This window comes from Cupriavidus sp. USMAHM13 (genome assembly GCF_001854285.1).
GTDB classification, from domain to species: domain Bacteria; phylum Pseudomonadota; class Gammaproteobacteria; order Burkholderiales; family Burkholderiaceae; genus Cupriavidus; species Cupriavidus malaysiensis.
Genome location: NZ_CP017751.1, coordinates 3,577,378 through 3,600,493 on the forward strand (window position 1 = coordinate 3,577,378; position 23,116 = coordinate 3,600,493).

Here is a 23,116-nt window from a genome sequence, read left to right on the forward strand (position 1 = left end):
ATGCGCCCCTGCCTCTGCTCCGGCCCACCCCGGGCAGCTCGCGGCGCCACGCTGGTTGAACTGCTCTGCTGCCTGGCGCTGCTCGCCATCCTGGCCGCAACGGCCTATCCCGCCTGGCAGGCGTGGCTGGCACGCCAGCGGGTGGTGTATGCCGCGGACCGCCTGGCCGGCTCGCTGGCGCTGGCTCGTTCGACCGCGGCGGCACGGCGCCAGGAGGTCCTGCTCGAAGCGCTGCCCGGCGCCACCGGTTTCGACCGCGGCTGGCGCCTGCGCCTGGCCGACGCCGACGGCACGCTGGCTGTGGTGCCGCTGCAGCAGGCCTGTCTGCGCGTGCGCCTGCGCGGCGCCGGCGAGGGTGCCGCCTTGCGTGTGAGCGCTGTGGGATACTCTCGGTCTGAGCACGGCGGCTTCTTCGCTGCCACCTTCGCGCTGCGCTGCCAGGACGAGCAGCGGCATCTCAAGGTCGGCGCGCAGGGCCGGATCCGCATCTGCACGCCGGGTCGGGATATCGACTGCGGCAACGCAGACCCGCCCTGAGCCTGCGGCCCCCCGGCCCATCCGCCGCGCCAGCCGAACCGGAACCCAAGCGATTTCTCTCATGTTCTCCGATACCGACCACGCCGCCATGCAACAGGCGCTGGCGCTCGCCACGCTCGGCCTGTATATCACCACGCCCAATCCCCGCGTGGGCTGCGTACTGATCAAGCATGGACAGGTCATCGGGCAGGGATCCACCCAGCCCGCCGGGCAGGACCACGCCGAAGTCCAGGCCCTGAAGGACGCCGCCGCGCGCGGCTTCGACCCGAGCGGCGCCACCGCCTACGTCACGCTGGAGCCTTGCAGCCATTTCGGGCGCACGCCGCCCTGCGCCGACGCCCTGGTCCGCGCCGGCGTGGCACGGGTGGTCGCCGCCATGGAGGATCCGAATCCGAGCGTGTCGGGACGCGGCCTGCAGCGCTTGCGCGCGGCCGGCATCGACGTCCGCTGCGGCCTGCTGGAAAAAGAGGCGCGCGAGCTGAACATCGGTTTCGTTTCGCGCATGACGCGCGGCCTGCCCTGGGTCCGCGTCAAGGTGGCGGCCTCGCTCGACGGCCGCACCGCACTGCATGACGGCACCAGCCAGTGGATCACCGGCCAGGCGGCACGGGACGACGGCCATGCCTGGCGCGCCCGCGCGTGCGCCATCCTGACCGGCATCGGCACCGTGCGCGACGACGATCCGCAATTGACCGTGCGCGCCGTCGAGACACCGCGCCAGCCGCAGCGCGTGCTGGTCGATTCGCGGCTGGAAGTCCCGCTGGACGCTCGCATGCTGGCCCCCCAGCACGGCCCCTTCGGCAGGCCGGCACTGGTCTTCTGCGCGGTGGACGCGCCGGAGCGCCGCCGCGAGCTGGAAGCGCGCGGTGTCGAGGTGATCGTGCTGGCCAATGCGCAAGGCAAGGTCGACCTGCACCAGATGATGGTGGAACTGGGCCGGCGCGGCATCAACGAGCTGCACGCCGAGGCCGGTAACAAGCTGAATGGCTCGCTTGTGCGCGAACACTGCGCCGATGAGTTGCTGGTCTACCTGGCGCCCAGGCTGCTGGGTGACGCACAAGGCATGTTCAACCTGCCCGCCCTGGCGCGTCTGGAAGATGCGCCCGCTTTCCGCTGGCATGAGGTGCGCCAGATCGGCGACGACCTGCGCCTGCTCGCCCGCCGCGCCGACCACGCCTGACGGCGCGCCGCCGCCCTGTCGCGCCGGGCTTCGGCCCGACGTGGCCGCTCAGGCGGGCGCGGAGCCTGCTGCGGTCCGGGCGCGGGACCGGCCGCATCGGCACGCCCGGGAAGCCGGAGCGGCCCGCTTGGCGTACAATACCGGCCTTGACCGCGCCCGCCCCGCCAGCGGCCGACCGTTCGGCCCGGCCTCTTGCCGGGCACGCCCGTCCGCCTCCTGCCCGTTTCCGTTTCAGCTTCGTCCAGCTTCCATGACAATCGCCCGTACCGAAGACATCATTGCCGAAATCCGTGCCGGCCGCATGGTCATCCTGGTCGACGAAGAGGACCGCGAAAACGAGGGCGACCTGGTTCTGGCAGCGGATTTCGTCACGCCGGAAGCCATCAATTTCATGGCCAGGTTCGGCCGCGGCCTGATCTGCCTGACGCTGACCGCCGAGCGCTGCGCGCAGCTCGAGCTGCATCCGATGGTGTCCCGCAACGGCACCCAGCACGGCACCAACTTCACCGTATCGATCGAAGCGGCCGAGGGCGTGACCACCGGCATCTCGGCAGCCGACCGCGCCCGCACCGTGCAGGCGGCGGTGGCCCGGGACGCCAGGCCGTCGGACCTGGTCCAGCCCGGCCACATCTTCCCGCTCAAGGCCCAGCCCGGCGGCGTGCTGATCCGTGCCGGGCACACCGAGGCCGGCTGCGACCTGGCGGGCCTGGCGGGCCTGACCCCGGCGGCCGTGATCTGCGAAATCATGAAGGACGACGGCACGATGGCGCGCCTGCCGGACCTGATCGAGTTCGCCCAGGAGCACGGCATCAAGATCGGCACCATTGCCGACCTGATCCACTACCGCAGCCGCACCGAGAGCATCATCGAGCGCGTGGGCGAACGCAGCATGCAGACGCCGCAGGGCACCTTCCACTGCATCGCCTACCGCGACAAGCCGAGCGGCAGCGCCCACCTGGCGATGGTCAAGGGCCAGCCGCACCCCGATCGCGAGACGCTGGTGCGCGTGCACGAACCGCTGTCGGTCCTGGACCTGCTGGAAGTGGCGCGCACGACGCACTCGTGGAGCGTGCCCGCGGCGCTGGAGGTGATCGCCCAGGCTGAGCACGGCGTGATGGTGATGCTCAACTGCGGCGATACGCCCGAGCAGCTGTTCCGCCAGTTCAGCGCGCTCGACGCACCGCAGGACCGCCCGCGCCAGAAGCATGACCTGCGTACCTATGGCACCGGCGCGCAGATCCTCAAGGACCTGGGCGTGGGCAAGATGCGCGTGCTGGCATCGCCGCAGAAGATGCCCAGCATGACCGGCTACGATCTCGAGGTCACCGGCTACCAGCCGATGGGCGCCGGCTGCGCGGACTGAGCGGCCTCCCCCAAGACACCGGCGGCCGCGCCTGGCACGGCCGCCTACCGAATACAGGAGAATTACGATGGATCACGGTTTCTATCCCAGCAACCTCGAAGGCGAGGGACTGCGTATCGGCATCGTGCAGGCACGCTTCAACGAGCCCGTCTGCGACGAATTGCGCGAAGCCTGCGTGGCCGAGCTGGAAAAGCTCGGCGTGGAAGGCGAGGATACTCTGGTCGTCACCGTCCCCGGCGCGCTGGAAGTGCCGCTGGCGCTGCAGAAGATGGCCGAGAGCGGCCAGTTCGACGCCCTGATCGCGCTGGGCGCGGTCGTGCGCGGCGAGACCTACCACTTCGAGCTGGTCTCGAACGAATCCGGCGCCGGCATCACCCGCGTCGGCCTCGACTTCAACATGCCGATCGCCAACGGCATCCTGACCGTCGACACCGACGCCCAGGCGCACGCCCGCACGCGCGAAAAGGGCCGCGACTGCGCCCGCGCCGCGGTCGAGATGGCCAACCTGGTAGTGGCGCTCGATTCGCTGCGCCATGACCAGGACGAGGAAGAAGACGAGGAAGACGATGAGTGACGCGCCCCAAGCCGGCAAGCCGGCCGCAAAGGCTCCGCCCAAGAGCGCACGCCGCCGCTCGCGCGAACTGGCGCTGCAGGGCCTGTACCAGTGGCTGCTGAACCGCAACGACATCGGCGCGATCCAGGCGCACCTGCATGATGCGCAAGGCTTCAGCAAGGCCGACCGCGAGCACTTCGACGCGCTGCTCAACGGCGCCACGCGCGAGGAAGCCCGCCTGACGGCCGCCTTCGAGCCCTTCCTGGACCGTGGTGTCGACGAACTGTCGCCGGTCGAGCGGGCCGCCCTGCTGATCGGCTGCTACGAACTGGTGCACTGCGTGGACATCCCCTACCGGGTCGTCATCAACGAGGCCGTCGAACTGACCAAGACCTTTGGCGGCGTCGAGGGTTACAAGTACGTCAACGGCGTGCTCGACAAGGTCGCCGCCCAGGTGCGCGCGCCCGAGGTCGCCGCCCGGCGCTGAACGGCTGATGGCGGCGGCCCGCCAATGGTGCCGTCCGCATGAACCGGCCAGTCACAGCACCCGCCACGGCGGGTGTTGTCTTTTCTCCCGCTTGAACCGCCGCATCGTCGAATCGTCGAACTGTCGGCGTTCCAACTCTAATGGGCCGTCAAGGGCCCCCAGACCCATGGACCTGCAGCAGCGCATCGCCACCGCCTCCCGCCTCGCCCACATCGCCCCCTTCCACGTGATGGAACTGGCCAAGCAGGCCGCCGAGCTGGAGCGCGCCGGCCGCCATATCGTGCACATGGGCATCGGCGAGCCCGACTTCACAGCGGCCGAACCGGTCGTGCGCGCGGCCGAGGCGGCCATGCGACGCGGCGTCACGCAATATACCAGCGCGCTGGGCATCCCCGCCCTGCGCGAGGCCATCGCCGGCTACTACCGGACCGCCTATGGCATCGATGTGCCCGCCCGGCGCGTGATCGTCACCGCCGGCGCCTCTGGCGCCCTGCTGCTGGCCTGCGCGGTACTGGTGGAAATCGGCGCCGAGGTGCTGATGCCGGACCCGAGCTATCCGTGCAACCGCCATTTCGTCGCCGCCTTCGACGGTGCGGCGCGGATGATCCCGAGCGGCCCGGCCGAGCGCTTCCAGCTCACCGCGGCACAGGTAGAGACCAATTGGGGCGAGCGCACGCGCGGCGTGCTGCTGGCCTCGCCGTCCAACCCCACCGGCACCTCCATCCTGCCCGATGAACTGCGGCGGATCCTGGCGGCGGTGCGCGAGCGCCAGGGCTTCGCCATCCTCGACGAGATCTACCAGGGCCTGTCCTACGACGCCCCGCCGGTCTCGGCCCTGTCGCTGGACGACCAGGTGGTGACGGTGAACAGCTTCTCCAAGTACTTCAACATGACCGGCTGGCGCCTGGGCTGGCTGGTGGTACCCGACGCATTGGTCGACGCCTTCGAGAAAGTCGCGCAGAACCTCTTTATCTGCGCCTCGGCGGTCGCCCAGCACGCCGCGCTCGCCTGCTTCACGCCGGAAGCAATGGCCATCTACGATGCGCGCAAGGCCGAATTCCACCGCCGCCGCGATGCCATCGTGCCGGCCTTGGAAGCCCTGGGCTTCCGCGTGCCGGTCAAGCCCGACGGCGCCTTCTACGTCTACGCGGACTGCCGCGGCGTCAACCATGCGGCGGCCGGCGACGCCGACCGCCTCACCCAGGCCATGCTGCAGGAGGCAGGCGTGGTGCTGGTGCCGGGGCAGGACTTCGGTGCCCACACGGCCAGCGACTACATCCGTGTTTCGTATGCCACCTCGATGGAAAACATCGAACTGGCCATGGAGCGGCTCGGCAAGCTGTTCGCCGCCTAGTCTCCCGGGTGCCGCCGGCCAGGCAAAGGCCACGCCGGCACGACCGGCGACAAGCGGAAACGCCGATGGAAACAGGGAGAGAGAGAAAAGGGGAAAGGAACGGCGCGTAGCCGCCGGGCGGTCCGACTGGCCGGTCGACAGCCAGCGGGAACGGCTCATCCGGGATGGAATGAGCACGGCCCCGGAAAGACCGCGGCCGTGCGAAGCCAGAGCCGATGTCGAGCGACGCCGGGCTCAGGCCGAGCCGTGCGGGCCGCTGACCGCCGGCGGCGCACCGGCCGCCTCGAGCTTCTCGGCACCCTGCCCGCGCTCGGTGGTCTTGACCGTGACCGCAGCGGGCTTGCCCAGCGGCTCCGGCGCGGCGCGCACGCCCAGCACCTGGCGCAGGCGGGCACGCTCGGCCAGCACCTTGGCGCCGTAGCCGCCGTCGGTGCTGGTGGTGGCGCCCACATAGAACTTGAGCCCGCCCTCGATCGAACCGGCGCGGGCGATGCAGTCCTTCAGCACCAGCGCACCGATCTTGATGTTTGCGTACGGGTTCAGCGCGGCGGTCACGCCGCCCACAGCTTCGTACTTGTCCTGGTGGACCTTGGTCATCACCTGCATCAGGCCCTGCGCACCCACGCCGCTCTCGGCATAAGGATTGAAGCTGGACTCGATGGCAATCACGCCGAGAATCAGCAGCGGATCGATACCGACCTCGCGGCCCGTCATATAGGCGGCCTTGACCAGCTGTGCGGTCGCCTCCGCCGCCACGCGGTACTTGCGGGCGATGTACTCGGCCACCGCCGCCTGCTCGCGCGCCGTGCCCAGCACGCCAGCCTTGTCGCGTGCGTCCTGCGCCACCCGCTGCAGCGGGATCTGTGCCGCCAGATGCGCCACCGAGGGCACTCTGCCGGCAGCGCTCAGGCTCCACTCGTCCACGCCGGTCACGGTCGGCAGGCCACCACGCGGATAGCCAAGCGCGGCCGCGGCCGTATCCGCGCTGCTGGACGGCGTGGCGGCCGACTCCAGCAGCACCGACGGTGCCTGCTCGCCGGCCAGCAGGCCGGCCAGCGCGGTGCGCCATTCCTGGCTCAACGACAGCGAGACGGCGGCCACCACGGCCATCACGCCCACACTGTTCAAGGCGTACTTCAAGGTCAGGCGGCCACCGCGCAACGCGCGTCCCGCCACGGGGTGCGCCAGTCGCACCTGCAGCGACCGGGTCACACCCGGAACCGGCGTTCGAAGGCGGACCTGCAATGCCCGCCCGACACCGGGAAGATGAAGGGTTTTCCAACCACTCATGCTTACCTCCATCCGTTGTCCGCTGCGGGCGGCCGATGAAGGCCACACGCCCGATCCCAACGTACTCAAGTAAGGATGCTGCGCCGTCTAGCAGGGACGGCCGGCACCTGTTGGTGGACGCTCCCCATGCGTCCAACGAGAAACAGGGTACGCTCTTGGGGGAACGCACCCTGCTGCGAATGGCTCAAACGCCCCGGCGACACCGGGATGACCGCTGCGAGCATCGTGCCAGATACTTTTGCATTACCGGTCCGAAATGGAAGATTCCGCTGCTTCCCCTCTTGACAGCGGGGCGGAATCCATGTTGCGACGCAACACTCCATTGAGCAGACCGGATTGTAGGAACCGTTTTATACCCCGTCAATAATAACGATGCAAAAAAACAAAACTTTTAGCTATATGTAACAGACCTATTGTCGCTGCCTTGAGAGCACCTGGGCGCCCGGAATCGGCGTACTGTCTTGGGCTGGCGGGTGGTGGCCCCTGACCTGTGGGCACAAAAAACTTACAATTCGCCCCCGCACCAATCCCTAAAAAATTTGCGCGATCTTTACGTAAAGTGCGCCAAAAGACATATCAATGACTCGAGGCAAGGTGGCCTCATGCCGCCGAGCCCTATCAATTCATCATGAAATACAAGGACTTGCGCGACTTCCTCGGCAAACTCGAGGCGCAGGGCGAGTTGAAGCGCGTTGCCGCGCCGGTATCGCCCAACCTGGAGATGACCGAGATCTGCGATCGGCTGTTGCGAGCCGGCGGGCCGGCGGTACTGTTCGAACGTCCTGCCCGCGATGGCGGCCCTGAGCCGGTTTATAAGGTGCCGGTGCTGGCCAATCTGTTCGGGACCCCACGCAGGGTCGCGCTCGGCATGGGCGCGGAATCGCTGGCCGACCTGCGCGACATCGGCCGCGTGCTGTCGGCACTGAAGGAACCCGATCCGCCGCGCGGCCTGCGCGAGGCCGGCAAGCTGCTGACGCTGGCCAAGTCGGTATGGGACATGGCACCCAAGCGCATCTCGTCCCCGGCCTGCCAGGAGATCGTGTGGGAAGGGGCGGACGTAGACCTGTCGCGCCTGCCGATCCAGACCTGCTGGCCGGGCGACGCCGCGCCGCTGATCACCTGGGGCCTGGTGGTGACGCGCGGCCCGCACAAGAAGCGCCAGAATCTCGGTATCTACCGCCAGCAGGTGATCGGCCGCAACCAGGTCATCATGCGCTGGCTGGCACACCGCGGCGGCGCGCTGGACTTCCGCGAGCACGCGCTGGCCAACCCCGGCAAGCCCTTCCCGATCGCGGTGGCGCTCGGCGCCGACCCGGCCACCATCCTCGGCGCGGTGACGCCCGTACCCGATACGCTGTCGGAGTACCAGTTCGCCGGCCTGCTGCGCGGCAGCCGCACCGAACTGGCGTCCTGCCTCACGCCGACGCTGTCCGAGCTGAACGTGCCGGCCAGCGCGGAAATCGTCCTCGAAGGCCACATCCAGCCCGACCCATCTCATCCGTCCGGCTACCAGCATGCGCTGGAAGGGCCGTACGGCGACCATACCGGCTACTACAACGAGCAGGACTGGTTCCCCGTCTTCACCATCGACCGCATCACCATGCGGCGCGACCCGATCTACCACTCCACCTACACCGGCAAGCCGCCCGACGAGCCGGCCGTGCTCGGCGTGGCGCTCAACGAAGTGTTCGTGCCGCTGCTGCAGAAGCAGTTCCCCGAGATCACCGACTTCTACCTGCCGCCGGAAGGCTGCAGCTACCGCATGGCCCTGGTGCGCATGAAGAAGCAGTACGCCGGCCACGCCAAGCGGGTCATGTTCGGCGTCTGGAGCTTCCTGCGCCAGTTCATGTATACGAAGTTCATCGTGGTGGTGGACGACGACATCGACGTGCGCGACTGGAAGGAAGTGATCTGGGCCATCACCACGCGCGTCGATCCCAGCCGCGACACGGTGATGGTGGACAACACGCCGATCGACTACCTGGACTTCGCCTCGCCGGTCTCCGGCCTGGGCTCGAAGATGGGCATCGACGCCACCGATAAATGGCCGGGCGAGACCACGCGGGAATGGGGCCGTGCCATCGAGATGGACGAGGCCGTCAAGGCGCGCGTGGACGGCATGTGGGAGACCTTGTTCGCGGCCCCGGCGGGCGGCCGCTGACACCGCCGGCAGCGCCGGGTGCACTGCCGGTATCATGGAGCATCGCGCAGGCGCCTGCCGCCGGCAGCGCGCCGCGCATCCGGTCCGGAGACCGGCCCGCCAACCACCCGCGTCCGCGCCAAGACGGACCACGGAGGAGACAAGCATGACCACGCTGGAAGAAGGAAAACTGATGTGGACGCCGTCCGCGGCGTTCCGTGACGGCAGCCAGATCGCACAGTTCATGCGCTGGCTGGCCGACGAGCGCGGCCTCGCCTTTGCCGACTACGCCAGCCTGTGGCAGTGGTCGGTGACCGAGATCGAGGCCTTCTGGGACGCCGTGCGCGCCTATTTCGACCTGCGCTTCGACAGCCCGCCGCAGGCGGTGCTGGCACGCCGCGAGATGCCGGGCGCGCGCTGGTTCGAGGGCGCCACCCTCAACTATGTGCAGCAGGTCTTCCGCCACGGCGGCACCGGCGCGGCACGCCGGCGCGCGGCGGTCCGCTTCGCCGGCGAGGCACAGCCGCTGGCCGAACTGAGCTGGGAGGAACTGGAGCGCCAGGTCGCGGCGCTGGCCCACGCGCTGCGCGGCATGGGCGTGGGGCGCGGCGATCGCGTGGCGGGCTACCTGCCCAATATTCCCGCCACCCTGGTCGCCTTCCTGGCCACCGCCAGCCTCGGCGCGATCTGGTCGGGCTGCGCACCCGACATGGGTCAGGTCGCGGTGGCCGACCGTTTCCGCCAGATCGAACCCAAGGTGCTGGTGGCCGTCGACGGCTACCGCTACGGCGGCAAGGCCTTCGACCGCACGCCGGTGCTGGCCGACCTGCTGGCCGCCCTGCCCTCGCTCGAGCATGTGGTGCTGGTACCGCAGCTGGGCATCGCGCCGAACCTGCCGGCGGGCGTGCGCCTGCACGCCTGGCACGACGTGCTGGCGCACACCGTGCCGCTGGCGGTCGAGCCGGTGCCATTCGACCACCCGCTGTGGATCGTCTATTCGTCGGGTACCACCGGCAGCCCCAAACCCATCGTCCATGGCCACGGCGGCGTGGTCATCGAGCAGCTCAAGCTGATGGCCTTCCACAACAACCTGGGGACCGACGACGTCTTCCACTGGTACAGCAGCAGCGGCTGGATCATGTGGAATGCCCAGGTGGCAGGGCTGCTGCTGGGTACCACCATCGCCATCTACGACGGCAACCCGGCCTGGCCCGATGCCGGCGTGCTGTGGCGCTTCGTCGAGCAGGCCGGCGTGACCGCCTTCGGCGCGGGTGCAGCCTTCTTCACCGGCGGCATGAAGGCCGGCATCCGGCCCGCCCAGGTCGCCGACCTGTCGCGCCTGCGCATGCTGGGCGCGACCGGCTCGCCGCTGCCGGCCGAAGCCTACGATTGGATCTACCGAGAGGTGCGCGAAGACATCTGGCTCGCGCCGATGTCCGGCGGCACCGACTTCGCCGGCTCCTTCGTGGCCGGCTGCCCGCTGCTGCCCGTCTATTCCGGCGAGATGCAGTGCCGCTGCCTGGGTGCCAAGGTGGAAGCCTTCGACGAGCACGGCAAGACGCTGATCGACGAAGTCGGCGAGCTGGTCTGCACCGAGCCCATGCCTTCGATGCCGCTCTATCTCTGGGGCGACCGCGACGGCCAGCGCTACCGCGACAGCTATTTCGACGTCTACCCCGGCGTCTGGCGCCACGGCGACTGGATCAAGATCACCGCGCGCGGCGGCGCCATCATCTACGGGCGCTCCGATGCCACCATCAACCGGCACGGCATCCGCATGGGCACCAGCGAGCTGTACCGGGTGGTGGAAGAACTGCCGCAGGTGCTCGACAGCCTGGTGGTCGACCTCGAATACCTCGGCCGCGAGTCCTACATGCCGCTGTTCGTGGTCCTGCGCGAGGGTATGGCCCTGGACGATGCGCTGCGCGACACCCTGCGCGCCCGCATCCGCGAGGCATTGTCCGCGCGCCACGTGCCCAACGAGATACTGCAGGTACCGGCGGTGCCGCGCACGCTCTCGGGCAAGAAGATGGAGGTACCGGTCAAGAAGCTGCTGCTGGGCCACCCGGAGGACAAGATCGCCAATCGCGATGCCATGGCCAACCCGGACTGCCTGGCCTGGTACTTCGCCTACGCGCGAACCTACCTGGCCGCGCGCGGCGCCCAGGCCTGAGCAGCCGGCCGCGCGACGGCACTTCAGAACTCCACGTCCAGTTCGCTGATCTCGTCCGGCTCCTGCTTGGCCGCGGCGGTCCACTCCTGCAACTCGGGCATCGCCAGGATCTGCTTGCAGTAGGCGAGCGGCAGCGGATCGACCTGCACGCCGTAGGTGACGAAGCGCGTCACCACCGGCGCGTACATGGCATCGGCCATGGTGCGAGAGCCGAACAGGTAGGGGCCGCCGTAGCGATCCAGGCACTCGCTCCAGATCGCGCAGATGCGGTCGATGTCGGCCTGCGCGCGCGACCACACCTTGAGCCCGGGGAAGTGTCCCTTGAGGTTCATCGGCAAGGCCGCGCGCATGGCCGCGAAACCCGAGTGCATCTCGCCGCAGATGGCGCGGCAGTGCGCGCGCGCGGCGCGATCGGCCGGCAGCAGCCCGGCCTTCGGCTTGACCTCGTTGAGATATTCGGCGATGGCCAGCGTATCCCATACCGTGACGCCCTGATGGCGCAGGCAGGGCACCAGGATGGAGGGGGACAGCAGCAGCAGTTCGGCCCGCACCGCGGCATCATCCGGCGGCACCAGCACCTCTTCGAACTCCAGGCCGGCGAAACGGGCCAGCAGCCAGCCCCGCAGTGACCAGGACGAATAAGTCTTGCTGCTGATGGTGAGCGTCGTCTTTGCCATGGCGCCTCCTTTGCCGCGCGGGCGTGCTCCGGGTGGAAGGGCTCCGGGCCGGCGGTCCAGCCTGCCTGAAGCGTAGCAGTTGCGTGGCGGTTCGCCTGCGCCGCCGCGCCGGTCGGAACGGGTTCCGGTCCTTGCGGGCGGGTGGGCCACGCCTGCCGCTGCACCTGTCGCAAACGGCGTGCCAACTTTCGCGCCGGGCATGTATATTGCACATCAGCGGCCACAGCATGACGGGGCCAAGCGATGCTATACGAGGCATACCAAACCTATGCGGACCTGACCCATCCGGCCTGCGCGCTGGCGGGGCTGGCCGCCGCGACGCTGGCGAGCGGCGCCCGCGGCACCAACTGCGACGCGGCCAGGGCCATGCGCGCCGCCTGCGAAGTGGTGGCGCTGGCCCGGCTGACGCACCAGCGCCCGCCCTTCGGCATCGAAGGCGTGGTGGTGGACGGCATGCCGGTGCAGGTCAGCGAGGAGGTGACCATGCGCACCCCCTTCTGCTCGCTGCTGCACCTGCGCCGCCACGGCATCAGCGGCCAGCCACGCGTGCTGCTGGTGGCCCCCATGTCCGGCCACTTCGCCACGCTGCTGCGCGGCACCGCGCAGACCATGCTGCGCGACCACGACGTCTACATCACCGATTGGCACAACCCGCGCGATATCCCGCTGCTGTACGGCCGCTTCGGCTTCGACCAGTTCGTGCAGCACGTGGCGGCCTGCCTGCGCGAGCTCGGCCCCGGCACCCACGTCGTAGCGGTGTGCCAGCCCACCGTGGCGGTGCTGGCGGCAGCCGCGCTGATGGCCGAGGACGACGACCCGGCGCAGCCGGCCAGCCTGACGCTGATGGCCGGCCCCATCGATGCGCGCGTCAACCCGACCAAGGTCAACGCGCTCGCCACCAGCCGCCCCATCGAATGGTTCGAAACCACGCTGATCGGCACCGTGCCGCTGCGCTATCCCGGCGCGCTGCGCCGGGTCTACCCGGGTTTCGTCCAGCTGCTGGCCTTCATGACCATGAACCTGGAGCGCCACGAGCAGGCGCTGCGCAACCTGTACGCGCTGCGCGCGCGCGGCGAGCACGCGCAGGCCGACGCCATCCAGTTCTTCTACGAGGAGTACTTCGCCACCATGGACCTGGCGGCGGACTTCTACCTGGAAACCGTCGACCAGGTCTTCCAGCGCTTCCTGCTGGCCCAGGGCGAACTCGACGTAGCCGGGCGGCGCGTGCAGACCGGCGCCATCCGCCGCATCCCGCTGCTCACCATCGAGGGCGAGCGCGACGACATCTGCGCGATCGGCCAGACCATGGCGGCGCAGGATCTGTGCAACAGCCTGCCACCCTATATGCGCATGCACCACGTGCAGACCGGCGTCGGCCACTACGGCGTGTTCAACGGCAAGCGCTGGGAGGGCCAGGTCTATCCGCTGGTGCGTAACCATATCTACACCTGCACGGGCGCCTGAGCGCGGCCCGCCACCGACACCGCCAAACGACGCCAGTGGCGCGCCCGGAGCCGGATCGCAGCGGGAGCGCGCATGCACCAGAACGGAACACTGCCGCCCCGACGATCACCATCCTGGTGCCGTCGCGCGAGGCGGGCGCTATCATGGGGCCCCGCCGGCAACGTGGACGGCCCCGCCCGGCGACCAGCAATCGACACCCGTGCAGACGTGCCCCATCCCTGATATGACGACCGCCCCCGCCTTGCCGACCACCATCCGCTTCCAGGGCCAGGACCTGCTGCGCCTCGGGGACGACACCAGCTACCTGCTGCTGGCCCCTGTGCACGGCGGACGGCTGGTACGCTGGGTCCACCGTGGCGAGGACATCCTCTACTGGCCGGATGGCGCAGACTGGTCGGCCGCGGGCAAGGTCCGCGGCGGCAACCCGCTGTTGTTCCCCTTTGTCGGCCGGCACTTCGCCGACGGCGCGGCCGGGCGCTGGCGCGACGCCGCCGGCACGGTCCACGCCTTGCCGCAGCACGGCTTCGCGCGCGACCTGCCCTTCCAGGTCGACACCGGCGAGTCCGGCACCGATGCCCGCGCCGTCACCATGTCGCTGCAGGCCTCGGACACGACCCGCACCGGCTACCCTTACGACTTCCGCTTCAGCGCCGGCTACCGCCTGCTGCCCGACGGCCTGGAAGCCACGCTCGCCATCCGCAACACCGGCACGGCGCCGCTGCCGCACTACGCCGGCCATCACTTCTACTTCTCCCTGCCGGCCCAGGCACGCGCCGGCAGCACGCTGGCCATGCCGCCCGCGCAATGCCGGCGCCAGCAGCCCGACGGCAGCCTCGCGCCGGCCCGGCCGGGCGCGGCCAGCTACCGCCTGGACGATCCCGCCCTGCACGACACCTTCCACGTGCTGGCGCCCACCAACGGCACCGCCCGCACCGTCGAGCTCGCCGTGCCGCCGCATGCCGGCGCCGCGCGCGGCCGCCGCCTCGCCATCGAGCTGGACGCCGGCGGCAGCGCCCCGTGGCATGCCGTGACCACCTGGAGCGAGCACGGGCAGACCGACTACTACTGCATCGAACCCTGGCTGGGCCTGCCCAACGCGATCGGCCACGGCGCCGGCCTGCGCTGGCTGGCGCCGGGGGAAGCCGACCATGCCGTGTGCCGCCTCATCGTGCGGGATTGAGGCCCGGGGCTGAGCGCGGCTCACATGCGCCGGGAGAAGCACACCGCACACCGCCTTGCGCACGGGCGTGGATCCCGCGTAGAATGGCGTGCTCTGCGGGCGTCGTATAATGGCCATTACCTTAGCTTCCCAAGCTAAAGACGTGGGTTCGATTCCCATCGCCCGCTCCACCGCATACTGAACCAGGCCGCCAGAGGCAGCCGGTCCCGGCCCACCGCGCCGCACGGCGCGCCGTGCGCACCCGCCGGACCGGGGATCCGCCCGGCGGCTTTCTTGTTGCCATGCTTCCCGAATCCACCCCCACCGACCCGACGCCGGACCCGGGCGCCGCGCCTGAAGCCGATCTCGCGCCCGAGGCCGCCGACATCGAGGGTGTGGCCCACCCGCGCCGCATCCGCTCTTTCGTGCGCCGCGCCGGCCGCACCTCGACCGGCCAGCAGCGCGCCATCGACGAACAGGGCCCGCGCTTCCTGCTGCCCTACACCGCAGAACCGCTGGACTGGCAGGCCGCCTTCGGCCGCGAAGCGCCCGCCATCCTGGAAATCGGCTTCGGCATGGGCGAGACCACCGCGCATATCGCCGCGCTGCGCCCGCAGGACAACTTCCTCGGCTGCGAGGTGCACGAACCCGGCGTGGGCGCCCTGCTCAAGCTGCTCGGCGAGCGCGACATCGGCAACGTGCGCATCCTGCAGCACGATGCGGTCGAAGTGATCGCGCACATGCTGGACGAGGCGAGCCTCGACGGCGTGCACATCTTCTTCCCCGATCCCTGGCACAAGAAGCGCCACAACAAGCGGCGCCTGGTGCAGCCGCCGCTGGTCAAGCTGCTGGCCTCGCGCCTGAAGCCCGGCGGCTACATCCACTGCGCCACCGACTGGGAAGAATATGCGCACCAGATGGTGGAAGTGCTGGCGGGCGAGCCCTTGCTGCGCAATACCTCGGATGCGCCCGGCGGCTTCGCGCCGCGCCCGGACTACCGCCCGGTCACCAAGTTCGAGCGCCGCGGCCTGCGCCTCGGCCATGGCGTCTGGGACGTCGTGTTCCGCCGGCAGGACTGAGTACGGCTGCGCACATGCGTGGCGCCATCGGCGGCCACGCCCGCGTCAGCGGCAAGCCGAACGCAAAGAGGCCTTCCCTTGGGAAGGCCTCTTTGCTTTGGCGGAGTGCCCGGACGGGCGGCAGGCCCCGGTCGCCGGCCTCAGTCGCGCGTTTCCAGTGCCCGGTTGATACGCAGCGCCACCAGCGTGCAGGCGGTGCCGGACAGCAGGTAAGCGCTGACGGCCACCAGTCCGAACGTGGACGACAGGCCGAGCGCGACCAGCGGCGCGAAGGCGGCACCGAACAGCCAGGCGAAATCGGAACTCAAGGCCGCACCGGTGTAGCGGAAGCGCCGCTCGAAATTGGCGGTCACGGTGCCTGCGGCCTGCCCATAGGACAGGCCGAGCAGGGCGAAGCCGACCAGGATGAAGATGTCCTGGCGCACCGCGCTGCCGCCCATCAGGTAGGGCGCGAACAGCGCGAACACGCCGATCAGCGCCGCCATCAGGCCGAGTGTGGTGCGCCGCCCGATGCGGTCGGCAAGGCGGCCCGAGGCCAGCGTGCACACGATCGCGATGAAGCCGCCGACGATCTGCACCGCCAGCACGTTGGCCACGTCCTGGGTGGCGCCGATCACCACCCACGACAGCGGAAACACCGTCACCAGGTGGAACAGGGCATAGCTGGCCAGTGCGGCGAAGGCACCGATAAAGAGGTTGTAACCTTGGCTGCGCAACATTTCCGCGGTGCTGATCGGTTCCAGCTCCCCTTCTTCCAGCAACTGGGTGTACTCTTCCGTGACCACCAGCCGCAGGCGGGCGAACAAGGCCACCACGTTGATGGCGAAGGCGACGTAGAAGGGGTAGCGCCAGCCCCAGTCGAGGAAGTCGCCGCCGTCCAGGCTGGTGTAGAGGAACAGGAACAGCGCACTGGCCACGATGAAGCCGATCGGCGCGCCGAGCTGGCCGATCATGGCATACCAGCCGCGCCGCTGCGACGGCGCGTTGAGCGCAAGCAGCGACGGCAGCCCGTCCCACGAGCCGCCGAAGCCGATGCCCTGCAGCACGCGGAAGAAGGACAGCAGCACGATGGACGAGAAGCCCAGGCTGTTGTAGCCGGGCAGGAAGGCGATCCCCGCGGTGGCCGTGCCCAGCACGAACAGCGCGGCCGTCAGCTTGATGCCGCGTCCCCAGCGGCGCTGGATCTTCATGAACAGGGCCGTGCCGAACGGCCTGGCGATGAAGGCGAAGGAGAAGATCGTGAAGGCGTACAGCATGCCCTCGAGCCGCTCCATGGTCGGGAAGAAGACCGACGGGAAGACCAGTACCGAGGCGAGCCCGTAGACGAAGAAATCGAAGTACTCGGAAGCGCGGCCGATGACCACTCCGGTAGCGATCTCCCCCGGGGCCACCTGCGCTCGATGCGCGGGATCGGGCGCGGCGGGTGAAGCAGAAGACGATGGGTGCTTGTGAGTGATGCTGGTCATCATCAGGCCCTCGCTCAGATCGGATGCGGTATCCGGTTACGGTTTCTCGCCGCACCCATAAGAATGGCATCTGCCGCACGACTTTGCCATAGGGAATATGTCCAGTACTCGCTACTCCCGCCCAGGCGTAAATTCGGCGCTCTCCACCACGGCTAAGGTGTCGCCTATGACGACGAGGCCTGTACCCAAAGTCCGGCGCGGCTGGCTGCTGCTGCCCGCCCTGACCCTGTTGGCAGGATGCAACGCCGTCCTGCTCTCGCCTGCCGGCGATCTCGCCACCCGGCAGCGCGACATCATCATCATCTCCACCTGCCTGATGCTGCTGATCATCATCCCGGTGATCGCGCTGACGCTGCTGTTCGCGTGGCGGTACCGGGCCTCGAACACGCAGGCGGCCTACGAACCCGACTGGGACCACTCGACGCTGCTGGAGCTGCTGATCTGGGCCGCGCCGCTCCTGATCATCATCGCGCTGGGCGCGCTGACCTGGGTCAGCACCCACAAGCTCGATCCCTACCGCCCGCTGGCGCGCATCGACGAGGCGCGCGAAGTGCCGGTCGGCACCGAGCCGCTGACCGTGGAAGTGGTCGCGATGGACTGGAAATGGCTGTTCCTGTATCCGGACCAGGGCATCGCCACGGTCAACGAGCTGGCCGCGCCGGTCGACCAGCCGATCCGCTTCCGCATCACCTCCACCTCGGTGATGAACTCCTTCTTCATCCCCTCGCTGGCCGGCCAGATCTACGCGATGCCCGGCATGGAAACCAAGCTGCATGCGGTGATCAACCAGCCGGGCGTCTACGAAGGCTTCTCGGCCAACTACAGCGGCGCGGGATTCTCCAGCATGCGCTTCCAGTTCCGCGGCATGAGCTCCGGCGAGTTCGAGCAATGGGTGAAGCAGGTCAGGGCGGACGGCGGCGCGCTCAGCCGCGATGCCTACCTGCGGCTCGAGCGGCCGAGCGAGCACGAGCCGGTACGGCGCTATGCCAGCGTGGACAAGGGCCTCTACGACGCCATCCTGAACCGGTGCGTGGCGCCCGGCCAGGCCTGCATGCGCGACGTGATGGCCGCCGATGCGCGCCGCCGCTACGAGACGGCGATGGCCCTCTACGGGCGTGCGCCGCAGGACCTGGCGCAGCGCAGGCCGGCCTACCTCGACGCGATCTGCACCGCTGCCGACACGGCCCGCCTCGCCGGCGACCCCACTCCTTCCGCCGTCACCGGCAGCCTGCAGCGATAGCGATCGCGCGGGCATTCCGATGAAGCGTCCCTGGTTCCGTTGACCTGCTGCAGCCGACGACTATGCAAGAGCGCCTCGATCTCACCCAGCTGATATTCGGTCGCCTGACATGGGAGGCGATCCCCTTCCACGAGCCCATCCTGCTGGCGACCTTCGCCGCGGTCGCCATCGGCGGCGTGGCGGTCGTCGGAGGGATCACGTACTTCCGCCTGTGGGGCTACCTGTGGCGGGAATGGTTCACCAGCATCGACCACAAGAAGATCGGGATCATGTACGTGATCCTCGGCATCGTGATGCTGCTGCGCGGCTTCGCCGATGCCGTGATGATGCGGCTGCAGCAGGCGGTCGCCTTCGGCGACAACCTGGGCTACCTGCCGCCGCACCACTACGACCAGATCTTCACCGCGCACGGCGTGATCATGATCTTCTTCGTGGCCATGCCGCTGGTCACCGGGTTCATGAACTTCGTGGTGCCGCTGCAGATCGGCGCGCGCGACGTGGCCTTCCCCTTCCTCAACAACTTCAGCTTCTGGATGACCACCGGCGGCGCGGTGCTGGTGATGGCCTCGCTGTTCGTCGGCGAGTTCGCCCGCACCGGCTGGCTGGCCTATCCGCCGCTGTCCGGCATCCTGCAGAGTCCGGACGTCGGGGTCGACTACTACATCTGGGCCTTGCAGGTGGCAGGCATCGGCACCTTGCTGTCAGGCATCAACCTGCTGGTCACCATCGTCAAGATGCGCGCCCCGGGCATGACCCTGATGAAGATGCCGGTCTTCACCTGGACCGCGCTGTGCACCAACGTGCTGATCATCGCCGCCTTCCCCGTGCTGACCGCGGTGCTGGCGATGCTGGCGCTGGACCGCTACGTCGGCACCAACTTCTTCACCAGCGACCTTGGCGGCAGCGCCATGATGTACGTGAACCTGATCTGGATCTGGGGCCACCCCGAGGTCTACATCCTGGTGCTGCCGGTGTTCGGCATCTTCTCCGAGGTGGTGTCCACCTTCACCGGCAAGCGGCTGTTCGGCTACGCCTCGATGGTGTATGCGACGGTGGTGATCACGGTGCTGTCGTACCTGGTCTGGCTGCACCACTTCTTCACCATGGGCTCGGGCGCCAGCGTCAATTCCTTCTTCGGCATCACGACGATGATCATCTCGATCCCGACCGGGGCGAAGATGTTCAACTGGCTCTTCACCATGTACAAGGGCCGCATCCGCTACGAGGTGCCGATGCTGTGGACGATCGGCTTCATGGTGACCTTCGTCATCGGCGGCATGACGGGTGTGCTGCTGGCGGTGCCACCGGCCGACTTCCTGCTGCACAACAGCTTGTTCCTGATCGCCCACTTCCACAACGTGATCATCGGCGGCGTGCTGTTCGGGCTGATGGCCGGCATCAGCTTCTGGTTTCCCAAGGCCTTCGGCTACCGTCTCGATCCCTTCTGGGGCAAGTGCTCGTTCTGGTTCTGGCTGATCGGTTTCTACTTCGCCTTCATGCCACTGTACGTGCTGGGCCTGAAAGGGGTGACGCGCCGCCTGAGCCATTTCATCGATCCTTCGCTGCAGATCTGGTTCCAGCTCGCCGCCTTCGGCGCCCTGCTGATCGCACTGGGCATCGCCTGCTTCCTGATCCAGCTGGTGGTCAGCTTCCGCCGGCGCGAGGCGCTGCGCGACACCACCGGCGACCCCTGGAACGCCCGCACGCTGGAATGGTCGACCTCCTCGCCCCCACCGCAGTACAACTTCGCCTTCACCCCGATCGTCCATGACAGCGACGCCTGGTGGCAGATGAAGGAGCAGGGCTTCGTGCGGCCGCAGCAGGACTTCATTCCCATCCACATGCCGAAGAACACCGGCGCCGGCATCATCCTGGCGGGCCTGAGCACGCTGTGCGGCTTCGCGCTGATCTGGCACATGTGGCTGGTGGCAGCCCTCTCCTTTGCCGCCACGCTGGTGGTGGCGATCGGCCACACCTTCAACTACAAGCGCGACTACTACATCCCGGCCGACGAGGTCACCCACACGGAGGCGGCGCGCACGCGCCTGCTCGCCAACCATGTCTGAGACGACCGCCCTCGATCCCCGCTTCCCGTCCGCCGGCACGGCGCCGGCGGACAGCGCGCGCGCCTCGGCCCCGCTGCGCTTCTACGCCACCAGCGAGGTCCACCCGCCCAACGGCACCTTGCTGGGCTTCTGGATCTACCTGATGAGCGACTGCCTGATCTTCGCCTGCCTGTTCGCCGCCTACGGCGTGCTGGGCCGGCACTACGCGGGCGGGCCGACCGGGGCCGAAGTGTTCGAGCTGCCGCTGGTGGCGCTGAATACCTCCTTCCTGCTGCTGTCGTCGATCACCTACGGCTTCGCCATGCTGGCGACGCAGCGCAACCAGGTCGGCAGCACCCAGCTGTGGCTGGCCATCACCGGCCTGTTCGGCGCGGCCTTCCTCGGCGTGGAGCTGTACGAGTTCGCCAACCTGATCCACGAAGGCAACGGCCCGCAGCGCAGCGCCTTCCTGACGTCCTTCTTCGCCCTGGTCGGCACCCACGGGCTGCACGTGACCTGCGGCATCATCTGGCTGCTGACCCTGATGACACAGGTCGGCAAGCACGGGCTGATCCGCGAGAACAAGCGGCGCCTGATGTGCCTGTCCATGTTCTGGCACTTCCTGGACGTGGTCTGGATCGGGGTATTTACCTTCGTCTACCTGATGGGAGTGTTACCATGAGCGCGCACGACAATACGCTTGCCGATGCCGGAGGCGCCCACGGCCATGACGACCATCACGGTCACCATGACCACGAGGACGACGGCTTCCACATCAGCTTCGGGGGCTACGCGACCGGTTTCCTGCTGTCGGTGGTACTGACCGCGCTCCCCTTCTGGCTGGTGATGGGCAAGGTATTCGACAAATCCAGTACCACTGCGTTGTTCCTCCTCGCCTTTGCCGCCGTGCAGATCGTCGTGCACATGATCTATTTCCTGCACATGAACGCCAAGGTCGAGGGCGGCTGGTCGATGCTGGCGCTGATCTTCACCATCGTACTGGTGGTGATCGCGCTCAGCGGCTCGCTCTGGGTCATGTTCCACCTCGACCAGAACATGATGCCGACGACAACGCGCGACTTGAAGAACCTGCCTTGACCAGCAATTCCCGCGACACCGACGGCCGGCTCGACCGGCCTGCCCAACCCCGCCGTCCCGCCACCCTCGTCCTGCTCGCCCTGATCGGCCTGCTCGCCTTCAGCACGCTCTGCGCGCTGGGCACCTGGCAGGTCCACCGGCGCGCCTGGAAACTCGACCTGATCGCACACGTCGACCAGCGCGTGCACGCGCCGCCGGTCGACGCGCCCGCCCCCGCGCAATGGCCGGCAGTCAGCGCCGCCAGCGACGAGTACCGCCATGTGCGGGTCAGCGGCACCTTCCTCAACGACCGCGAAACGCTGGTGCAGGCCAGCACCGACCTCGGCACCGGCTTCTGGGTGATCACGCCGCTGCGCCAGGCCGACGGCAGCATCGTGCTGGTCAACCGCGGCTTCGTGCCGCCCGAGCAGCGCGAGCCGGCCAGCCGCAACACCCCCGCGCCGTCGACGGCGGTCACGGTGACCGGCCTGCTGCGCATCAGCGAGCCAGGTAGCCGCTTCCTGCGCACGAACGATCCGGCGCGCGGCATCTGGTACGCGCGCGACGTCGCGGAAATCGCCGCGGCGCGCGGCCTCGACGCCAGCCGCGTCGCCCCCTACTTCATCGATGCCGAGGCCGCGCCGGCGGCGCCGGGCGCGGCCCCCGCCTATCCGGCCGGCGGCCTGACGGTGATCGCCTTCCCCAACAACCACCTGGTCTATGCCCTGACCTGGTACGGCCTGGCGCTGATGCTGGCCGGCGGCGCCTGGCTGGTGGTGCGCGAGGAACGGCGGCTGCGGCGTGGCAGCCGGGACGGTGGCGCATCGGGCAAAGGCCACCCGACCCGTACCTGACTGCCCGCGCAGCACCTCGCGGCGAAAAAAAACCTCCCCAGCCGGGGAGGTTCTCGTTTCTGCTCTGCGACAGGGTGCCCGGCTTACGCGCTCCAGGCCACCAGCCCGCTGTAGGCCGTGCCGAGCACGATCAGGCCGAAGGCAATGCGATACCAGGCAAAGGGCTTGAAATCGTGCGTGGCGACGAAGCGCAGCAGCCAGCGCACGCACAGGAAGGCCGAAATGAAGGCGAACACGAAGCCGATGCCGAAGATGCCGAAGTCGTCGGCCGACAGCAGCGCGCGCGCCTTGTAGAGTTCGTAGACGGTGGCGCCGAAGATCACCGGGATGGCCAGGAAGAAGGAGAATTCGGTGGCCACCTGGCGCGACAGGCCGAACAGCATGCCGCCGATGATGGTCGCGCCGGAGCGCGAGGTGCCGGGAATCAGCGCGAAGCACTGGGCGAAGCCGATCTTGACTGCGTCGCGCCAGTTCAGGTCGTCGACCGATTCGATGCGCGGCGCGCCGGCCTTGGCCGCCTCCAGCAGGGCGTTGCCGCGCGGATGCGAGACCTGGCCGCGGCGCGCGTCGCGCCGTTCCGCCCACAGGATCACCAGGCCGCCGATGATGAAGGCGGTCGCCACCGTGATCGGGCTGAACAGATGGGCCTTGATCCATTTGCCGAACACCAGGGCCAGCACGATGGCCGGCAGCGTGGCGACGATGACATTGACGGCGAAGCGCTGGGCATTGCGGTCGGACGACAGGCCGGCCACCACCTTGCCGATGCGCTGGCGGAACTCCCAGCAGACGGCCAAGATCGCACCGAACTGGATGACGATCTCGAAGATCTTGCCCTTTTCGTCGTTGAAATTCAGCAACTGGCCGGCCAGGATCAGGTGGCCGGTGCTGGAGATGGGCAGGAACTCGGTCAGGCCTTCGACGATGCCGAGGATCACGGCCTTCAGGGCGATTGCAATATCCATGCTGGAGCGGATT

20 protein-coding genes and 1 tRNA gene are annotated in these 23,116 nt (G+C 68.5%); 17 read left to right on the top strand and 4 right to left on the bottom strand.

The window, feature by feature from the left end:
• The 6 genes from BKK81_RS15800 (at position 1) to BKK81_RS15825 (ending at position 5,474) form a co-directional block, all read left to right on the top strand.
• Positions 1 to 537 (top strand): GspH/FimT family pseudopilin, encoded by a 537-nt coding sequence (locus BKK81_RS15800; protein WP_071014804.1) that lies wholly within the window; start codon positions 1 to 3, stop codon positions 535 to 537.
• A 61-nt stretch (positions 538 to 598) separates the two neighbouring features.
• Positions 599 to 1,717 (top strand): bifunctional diaminohydroxyphosphoribosylaminopyrimidine deaminase/5-amino-6-(5-phosphoribosylamino)uracil reductase RibD, encoded by a 1,119-nt coding sequence (gene ribD, locus BKK81_RS15805; protein WP_071014806.1) that lies wholly within the window; start codon positions 599 to 601, stop codon positions 1,715 to 1,717.
• 250 nt (positions 1,718 to 1,967) lie between these two features.
• Positions 1,968 to 3,080, top strand: coding sequence for a bifunctional 3,4-dihydroxy-2-butanone-4-phosphate synthase/GTP cyclohydrolase II (gene ribBA / locus BKK81_RS15810; RefSeq protein WP_071014809.1), 1,113 nt, complete (start codon positions 1,968 to 1,970; stop codon positions 3,078 to 3,080).
• Positions 3,081 to 3,147: 67 nt separating this feature from the next.
• The gene (gene ribH, locus BKK81_RS15815; RefSeq protein WP_071014812.1) at positions 3,148 to 3,654 is read left to right on the top strand and encodes a 6,7-dimethyl-8-ribityllumazine synthase; all 507 of its coding nucleotides are present in this window, start codon (positions 3,148 to 3,150) and stop codon (positions 3,652 to 3,654) included.
• Positions 3,647 to 4,120 (top strand): transcription antitermination factor NusB, encoded by a 474-nt coding sequence (gene nusB / locus BKK81_RS15820; protein WP_071014815.1) that lies wholly within the window; start codon positions 3,647 to 3,649, stop codon positions 4,118 to 4,120. Before ribH ends, nusB begins: the two co-directional genes overlap by 8 nt.
• Before the next feature lie 166 nt (positions 4,121 to 4,286).
• Complete coding sequence (locus BKK81_RS15825) at positions 4,287 to 5,474, top strand: pyridoxal phosphate-dependent aminotransferase (RefSeq protein WP_071014817.1); 1,188 nt, start codon at positions 4,287 to 4,289, stop codon at positions 5,472 to 5,474.
• A gap of 234 nt (positions 5,475 to 5,708) precedes the next feature.
• Here the strand turns inward: BKK81_RS15825 and BKK81_RS15830 are convergent, their stop codons facing one another.
• A complete protein-coding gene (locus tag BKK81_RS15830) occupies positions 5,709 to 6,764 on the bottom strand; it encodes a transglycosylase SLT domain-containing protein (RefSeq protein WP_071014820.1) in 1,056 nt (351 codons plus the stop codon).
• 628 nt (positions 6,765 to 7,392) lie between these two features.
• Between BKK81_RS15830 and ubiD the strand changes: the two genes are divergently transcribed.
• Positions 7,393 to 8,925 carry a 4-hydroxy-3-polyprenylbenzoate decarboxylase gene (gene ubiD, locus BKK81_RS15835; RefSeq protein ID WP_071014822.1) on the top strand — a complete coding sequence of 511 codons (1,533 nt, stop codon included), beginning with the start codon at positions 7,393 to 7,395 and terminating at the stop codon, positions 8,923 to 8,925.
• 145 nt (positions 8,926 to 9,070) lie between these two features.
• Positions 9,071 to 11,077 carry an acetoacetate--CoA ligase gene (locus BKK81_RS15840; protein WP_071014825.1) on the top strand — a complete coding sequence of 669 codons (2,007 nt, stop codon included), beginning with the start codon at positions 9,071 to 9,073 and terminating at the stop codon, positions 11,075 to 11,077.
• 23 nt (positions 11,078 to 11,100) lie between these two features.
• On the opposite strand, the gene BKK81_RS15845 is transcribed toward BKK81_RS15840, so the two are convergent.
• Positions 11,101 to 11,754: a glutathione S-transferase family protein gene (locus tag BKK81_RS15845; RefSeq protein ID WP_071014827.1), complete on the bottom strand. Its 654-nt coding sequence runs from the start codon at positions 11,752 to 11,754 to the stop codon at positions 11,101 to 11,103.
• A gap of 243 nt (positions 11,755 to 11,997) precedes the next feature.
• Between BKK81_RS15845 and BKK81_RS15850 the strand changes: the two genes are divergently transcribed.
• The 4 genes from BKK81_RS15850 to trmB all read left to right on the top strand — a co-directional run bounded on the left by BKK81_RS15850 (position 11,998) and on the right by trmB (position 15,456).
• Positions 11,998 to 13,218 (top strand): polyhydroxyalkanoate depolymerase, encoded by a 1,221-nt coding sequence (locus BKK81_RS15850; protein WP_071014830.1) that lies wholly within the window; start codon positions 11,998 to 12,000, stop codon positions 13,216 to 13,218.
• Positions 13,219 to 13,441: 223 nt separating this feature from the next.
• Entirely contained in the window at positions 13,442 to 14,398 is a 957-nt protein-coding gene (locus tag BKK81_RS15855) for an aldose epimerase family protein (RefSeq protein ID WP_071014833.1), read from the top strand.
• 95 nt (positions 14,399 to 14,493) lie between these two features.
• Positions 14,494 to 14,568, top strand: a tRNA-Gly gene (locus BKK81_RS15860).
• A gap of 111 nt (positions 14,569 to 14,679) precedes the next feature.
• Positions 14,680 to 15,456 (top strand): tRNA (guanosine(46)-N7)-methyltransferase TrmB, encoded by a 777-nt coding sequence (gene trmB / locus BKK81_RS15865; RefSeq protein WP_071014835.1) that lies wholly within the window; start codon positions 14,680 to 14,682, stop codon positions 15,454 to 15,456.
• Positions 15,457 to 15,596: 140 nt separating this feature from the next.
• On the opposite strand, the gene BKK81_RS15870 is transcribed toward trmB, so the two are convergent.
• A complete protein-coding gene (locus tag BKK81_RS15870; RefSeq protein ID WP_156811382.1) occupies positions 15,597 to 16,922 on the bottom strand; it encodes an MFS transporter in 1,326 nt (441 codons plus the stop codon).
• 166 nt (positions 16,923 to 17,088) lie between these two features.
• Here BKK81_RS15870 and cyoA point away from each other — a divergent pair, with 166 nt between their 5' ends.
• The 5 genes from cyoA (at position 17,089) to BKK81_RS15895 (ending at position 22,138) form a co-directional block, all read left to right on the top strand.
• Positions 17,089 to 18,162, top strand: a complete 1,074-nt coding sequence (gene cyoA, locus BKK81_RS15875; RefSeq protein ID WP_071014839.1) for a ubiquinol oxidase subunit II — start codon at positions 17,089 to 17,091, stop codon at positions 18,160 to 18,162.
• Between the two features lie 62 nt (positions 18,163 to 18,224).
• Positions 18,225 to 20,228: a cytochrome o ubiquinol oxidase subunit I gene (gene cyoB / locus BKK81_RS15880; protein WP_071014841.1), complete on the top strand. Its 2,004-nt coding sequence runs from the start codon at positions 18,225 to 18,227 to the stop codon at positions 20,226 to 20,228.
• Complete coding sequence (gene cyoC / locus BKK81_RS15885; RefSeq protein ID WP_071014844.1) at positions 20,221 to 20,889, top strand: cytochrome o ubiquinol oxidase subunit III; 669 nt, start codon at positions 20,221 to 20,223, stop codon at positions 20,887 to 20,889. The genes cyoB and cyoC overlap by 8 nt, the downstream gene beginning before the upstream one ends.
• Positions 20,886 to 21,305 carry a cytochrome o ubiquinol oxidase subunit IV gene (gene cyoD / locus BKK81_RS15890; RefSeq protein WP_071014846.1) on the top strand — a complete coding sequence of 140 codons (420 nt, stop codon included), beginning with the start codon at positions 20,886 to 20,888 and terminating at the stop codon, positions 21,303 to 21,305. The genes cyoC and cyoD overlap by 4 nt, the downstream gene beginning before the upstream one ends.
• Positions 21,302 to 22,138, top strand: a complete 837-nt coding sequence (locus BKK81_RS15895) for an SURF1 family protein (RefSeq protein ID WP_071014849.1) — start codon at positions 21,302 to 21,304, stop codon at positions 22,136 to 22,138. Before cyoD ends, BKK81_RS15895 begins: the two co-directional genes overlap by 4 nt.
• A gap of 83 nt (positions 22,139 to 22,221) precedes the next feature.
• On the opposite strand, the gene BKK81_RS15900 is transcribed toward BKK81_RS15895, so the two are convergent.
• Entirely contained in the window at positions 22,222 to 23,103 is an 882-nt protein-coding gene (locus BKK81_RS15900) for an undecaprenyl-diphosphate phosphatase (RefSeq protein ID WP_071014851.1), read from the bottom strand.
• Positions 23,104 to 23,116: the final 13 nt, after the last annotated feature.